The 4,942-nt window shown below is 74.1% G+C and carries 5 protein-coding genes; 4 read left to right on the forward strand and 1 reads right to left on the reverse strand.

What is annotated here, in order from left to right; all coding sequences use genetic code 11:
* Positions 1-51 precede the first annotated feature (51 nt).
* From ETD96_RS41250 to ETD96_RS41265, 4 genes are all read left to right on the forward strand, one after another.
* Positions 52-1,569 carry a M1 family metallopeptidase gene (locus ETD96_RS41250; protein WP_138641917.1) on the forward strand — a complete coding sequence of 506 codons (1,518 nt, stop codon included), beginning with the start codon at positions 52-54 and terminating at the stop codon, positions 1,567-1,569.
* Between the two features lie 97 nt (positions 1,570-1,666).
* Complete coding sequence (locus ETD96_RS41255) at positions 1,667-2,455, forward strand: ABC transporter permease (protein WP_138641918.1); 789 nt, start codon at positions 1,667-1,669, stop codon at positions 2,453-2,455.
* Positions 2,448-3,266 (forward strand): ABC transporter permease, encoded by an 819-nt coding sequence (locus tag ETD96_RS41260; RefSeq protein ID WP_338072666.1) that lies wholly within the window; start codon positions 2,448-2,450, stop codon positions 3,264-3,266. Before ETD96_RS41255 ends, ETD96_RS41260 begins: the two co-directional genes overlap by 8 nt.
* Positions 3,266-4,258, forward strand: a complete 993-nt coding sequence (locus ETD96_RS41265; RefSeq protein WP_420884837.1) for an ABC transporter ATP-binding protein — start codon at positions 3,266-3,268, stop codon at positions 4,256-4,258. The genes ETD96_RS41260 and ETD96_RS41265 overlap by 1 nt, the downstream gene beginning before the upstream one ends.
* Here the strand turns inward: ETD96_RS41265 and ETD96_RS41270 are convergent.
* Positions 4,207-4,884, reverse strand: a complete 678-nt coding sequence (locus ETD96_RS41270) for a response regulator (RefSeq protein ID WP_240808593.1) — start codon at positions 4,882-4,884, stop codon at positions 4,207-4,209. The two genes, ETD96_RS41265 and ETD96_RS41270, sit on opposite strands and share 52 nt — an antisense overlap.
* Positions 4,885-4,942 lie beyond the last annotated feature (58 nt).

The following is a 4,942-nucleotide window of genomic DNA, read 5'->3' on the forward strand; positions in this document are numbered from 1 at the left end:
AATCGGCGCATCGTGAGCGCGCTAGTTGATCACTCTCGGAGAGGATCCCTGATGGCGCGTCACCCCCGGTCCATCCGGTCCCGGGCGATCCCCGGCCGGATGCTGCCGATCGCCGCCGCCGCCGTGTGCGTCGTCGCGCTGGCCCCCGCGGCCGCCGCGGACGCCGCCGGGCACCACGGGCGCTTCACCCCCGGCGCCCCCGGAGTGGGCGACCCCTACTTCCCGCTGGAGGGCAACGGCGGCTACGACGTCGCGCACTACTCGCTCGACCTCAGCTACGACCCCGACCACGACCAGCTCGACGGCACCGTGACCATCACCGCGCGGGCCACCCAGAACCTGTCGCGGTTCGACCTGGACCTGTCCGGCATGGACGTGGAGCGGATCTGGGTCGGCGGGCAGCGGGCCGACTACCGGCGGCAGGGCCAGGAACTGATCATCACGCCGCGGCGCGGGCTGCGGAAGGGGTCGGTGTTCCGGACGGTCGTCAGGTACGGCGGCGTCCCGCAGACCATCGTCGGCTCCCCGATCGTGTTCGGCTCTCCGTACGGGTTCCTGCACACCCCCGACGGCGCGTTCGTCGGCGGCGAGCCGAACGGCGCGCGCACCTGGTTCCCGGTCAACGACCACCCGAGCGACAAGGCGACCTACGACTACACGATCCGGGTGCCGGAGGGCCTGACGGCCGTCGCCAACGGGCGCCTGACCGGGCACGGCGGCGCCACCGCCGCGTTCAGCCGGCGTCCCGGCAAGACCCGCGCCGAGGTGTTCCGCTGGCGCGAGGACAGCCCGATGGCGAGCTACCTCACCACGATCGACATCGGCAAGTGGGTCGTGAAGCAGGGTCGCACGCCGGGCGGCGTCCCCAACTACACGGCGGTCGACCCCGTCCTGCTCCAGAACCAGCCGGACGCCGTGGACTTCTTCTACGGCACCACCGGCGAGGTCACCGACATGTGGTCGAAGGCGTTCGGGCGCTACCCGTTCGGCGGCACCGGCGCGATCGCCGACGACGCCCGCTTCGAGGGGCAGCCCCTCGGGTTCTCGCTGGAGACGCAGAGCAAGCCCGTGTACTCGGCGGTGCGCAGCACCGGGACGATCGCGCACGAGCTGGCGCACCAGTGGTTCGGCGACGCGGTGTCCCCGGCGCAGTGGAAGGACGTCTGGCTCAACGAGAGCTTCGCGACCTGGGCCGCCTGGTACTACACCGAGCTGAAGGGCGGGCGGAGCGTCCACGACGCGGCCCGCGCCACCTACGCCGCCCGCCCGTTCCCCGACCGCGAGGGCCGGCCGTTCTGGTCGGTGCTGACGGCCGACCCGCAGCGCGACACCATGTTCAACGACCGCGTCTACAACGGCGGCGGCATGATGCTGCAGTTCCTCCGGGAGAAGATGGGCGACGACGCGTTCCTCACCCTGCTGCGGACCTGGTACGCCACGCACAAGTACGGCAACGCGCGGACCGAGCAGTTCACCTCGCTCGCGCAGCGGATCGCCGGGCAGGACCTGAGCACGTTCTTCGACGACTGGCTCTACTCCCCCATCAAGCCCGAGATCCCGCAGGACTGACCCGCCCGTGCGGACCGGCCCCCGGCGCCCCGCCGGGGGCCGGTTCTGTGGCGGATTACGTGGTAAGCGGTGTCTCGCCACCCTAGGATTCCGGCAAGTGGGGGTTCTTCCGTGGGTGTGGTGGTACGGCTTCCGCCGGCACACCTCGTACCCGCTCGGCTCGCTGACCGAGTCCCTGACCAACACCCTGTTCGGCTTCATGCGCGCCTACGTCCTGCTCGCGCTGTGGAACGTCCGGCCCTCGCTCGGCGGGTACGACGCCGCCGACGCCGTCACCTTCTGCTTCCTCACCCAGGCGCTGATCGGGCCCGTGCAGGTCTTCGGCGGGATGGACCTCACCGAGCGCATCCGCAACGGGGACGTGGCGATCGACCTGTACCGCCCGGTCGGGCTGCAGGGCTGGTGGCTCGCCGACGACCTCGGCCGCGCGGCGGGCTCCCTGCTGCTGCGCGGCGGCCCGCCGCTGGTCGCGGGCGCCCTGGTCTTCCCGTTCCGCGTCCCCGGCCCCGCGCACCTCGCCGCGTTCGCGGTGGCGCTGGTCCTCGCGGTGACGGTGAGCTTCGGGCTGCGCTACCTGGTGGCGCTCGGGATGTTCTGGCTGCACGACGACCGCGGCCTGCAGGCCGTCACGCTCGTGATGTCGCTGTTCTTCTCCGGCATGATCCTGCCACTGGTCGTCTTCCCCGGACGGCTCGGCGACATCGCGCAGGCGCTGCCGTGGTCCGCGCAGATCCAGGTGCCGGCGGACGTGTTCCTCGGCCGCCACACCGGCGCCGGGCTGCTCGGCGCGCTGGCGTTCCAGGCGGCCTGGGCCGCGGCGCTGCTCGGCGCGGGGGCGCTGCTGACGCGCGCCGCCCGGCGGAAGCTGGTGGTGCACGGTGGCTGACGCCGCGGGGGCCGGGACGGTCCGCATGTACGGGCTGCTGGCCTGGACGTGGATCCGCGCGGCCGCGCAGTACCCGGTGTCGATGGTGCTCCTCGCCCTCACCACGGCGGCCGTCACCGGGCTGGACGTGGCCGCGATCGTGCTGCTGTTCGCGCACGCGCCGCGCATCGCCGGGTTCGGCGCCCCCGAGGTGCTGTTCCTCTACGGCACCTCCGCGCTGTCCTTCGGGATCTCCGACATCCTGCTCGGCACCACCGAGCGGCTCGGGCACCACGTCCGGCAGGGCACCCTCGACGCGATGCTGGTGCGGCCGGTGAGCCCGCTCGTCCAGGTCGCGACGGAGGAGTTCTCGCCGCGCCGGTTCGGCAAGCTCGTCCCGGCGGTCACCGTGCTGGTGTACGCGATCGCGGCGGCGGACGTCGCGTGGACGCCGGGCCGGATCGCGATGGTCCCGGTCATGGTGCTGTCCGGGGCGGCGATCTTCGGCGGGCTGTGGGTGCTGACCGGCGCGGTGCAGTTCGTGCTGATCGACGTCCACGGCGCGGGCAAGTCGGTGACCTACGGCGGCGCGTTCCTCACCCAGTACCCGATGACCGTGTTCGCCCGCGACTTCGTGCGCGGCGTGACGTTCATCGTGCCGCTGGCGTTCGTCAACTGGCAGCCCGCGCTGTACGTCCTGGACCGCCCCGACCCGCTCGGGCTGCCCGCGGCGGCGCGGTTCGCCTCGCCGGCGGTCGCCGTGCTGGTGTGCGCGCTCGGCGCGGCGGCGTGGCGGGCGGGGCTGCGGCACTACCGATCGACAGGGAGCTGATGCCGGTGCCGATGATCGAGGCCGCGGACGTCGTCAAGTCGTTCACCGTCCGGGCGCGCGCGGGCGGCCTGCGCCGGACCCGCCGGACCGTGCGCGCGGTGGACGGCGTGTCGTTCACCGTCGAGCCGGGCGAGTTCGTCGGGTACCTCGGCCCGAACGGGGCCGGGAAGTCCACCACGATCAAGATGCTGACCGGGATCCTCACCGCGTCGTCCGGGCGGCTGCGGGTCTGCGGGCTGGACCCGTCGCGGCGCCGCACCTCGCTCGCGCGCCGGCTCGGGGTGGTGTTCGGGCAGCGCACCACCCTGTGGTGGGACCTGCCGCTGCGCGACAGCCTCGCCCTCGTCCGGCGGCTGTACCGGGTGGAGGCGGCGGCGCACCGGGCCCGGCTCGCCGAGCTGACCGCGCTGCTGGAGCTGGAGCCGTTCCTGGACACCCCGGTCCGGCAGCTCAGCCTCGGCCAGCGGATGCGCGGCGACCTCGCCGCCGCGCTGCTGCACGACCCGGAGCTGCTCGTGCTGGACGAGCCGACGATCGGCCTGGACGTCGTGAGCAAGGCGACCGTCCGCGACTTCCTGGAGCGGATCAACGCCGAGCGCGGCACCACGATCCTGCTGACGACGCACGACCTCGGCGACATCGAGCGGCTCTGCCGCCGCGTCATGATCATCGACCAGGGGCGGCTCGCGTTCGACGGCGGGCTGGACGCGCTGCGCCGCACCGTGGCCGCCGACGGGCTGCTGGTCGTCGAGCTGGCCCGGCCGGGCCCGCCGATCCGGCTGGACGGGATCGAGGCCGAGCGGGTCGAGGGGCCGCGGCAGTGGCTGCGGCTGCCGCGCTCGGCGAACGCGGCCGCGGTCATCGCCGAGCTGGCCCGGGCCCACGAGATCCGCGACATCGCGCTGCGCGAGTCCGGGATCGAGGAGGTCCTCGCCGCGCTCTACCGGGGCGACCACGCGTACTGGTGCTCCGGGCGGCCGGTGGCGCCGTAGCGCAGCGTCACCACGACCCGCCCGGCCTGCGCGAGCGCGGCCAGGTACCGCTGGGCGGTGGCGCGGGACACGCCGACCTCGTCGGCGATCTCGGCGGCGGAGCGGGGCGCGTCCGCGCGGCGCAGCGCGTCGCCGACCAGCCGCGCCGTCACCGGCGACTGCCCCTTCGGCGGCGGCGCCTGCCCGTGCAGCGGCGCGTACAGCGCGCGGACGGCGCCGTCCAGCGCGGCCTGGGACAGCTCGCCGTCCCCCGACAGCGCCTCCCGGTAGCGGGCGTAGGCGGTGAGCCGCGCGCCGAGCGCGGCGGCGGTGAACGGCTTGATCAGGTAGTGCAGGGCGCCGCGGCGCAGCGCCTCCCGCACGGCTCCGGGGTCGGCCGCCGCCGTCGCCATGATGACGTCGGCGTCCAGCTCGGGCAGCAGGGCGAGGCCGGAGGCGTCCGGCAGGTACACGTCCAGCAGGACGAGGGCGGGCGCCAGGTCCGCCGCCATGGACCGGGCCTGCGCGGCGGTGTGCGCGAGCCCGGCGACGGCGAAGCCGCGCACCGCCGCCACGAACTTCGCGTGGACCTGCGCCACCCGGAAGTCGTCGTCCACCACGAGAACGTCGATCACCGCACCGCTCACCTGACCGCCTCCGCTCCGAGCACTCCGGGGATCCGCGCGACCGCTACGGCCCCGCCCC

The sequence above is a fragment of the Actinomadura geliboluensis genome (genome assembly GCF_005889745.1).
In the GTDB taxonomy this organism is placed as follows: Bacteria; Actinomycetota; Actinomycetes; order Streptosporangiales; family Streptosporangiaceae; genus Spirillospora; species Spirillospora geliboluensis.

Coding starts and splice junctions, on each gene's coding strand:
- ETD96_RS41265 (WP_420884837.1), top strand. CDS start 3,266: ATGCCGGTGCCGATGATCGAGGCCGCGGACGTCGTCAAGTCGTTCACC.
- ETD96_RS41250 (WP_138641917.1), top strand. CDS start 52: ATGGCGCGTCACCCCCGGTCCATCCGGTCCCGGGCGATCCCCGGCCGG.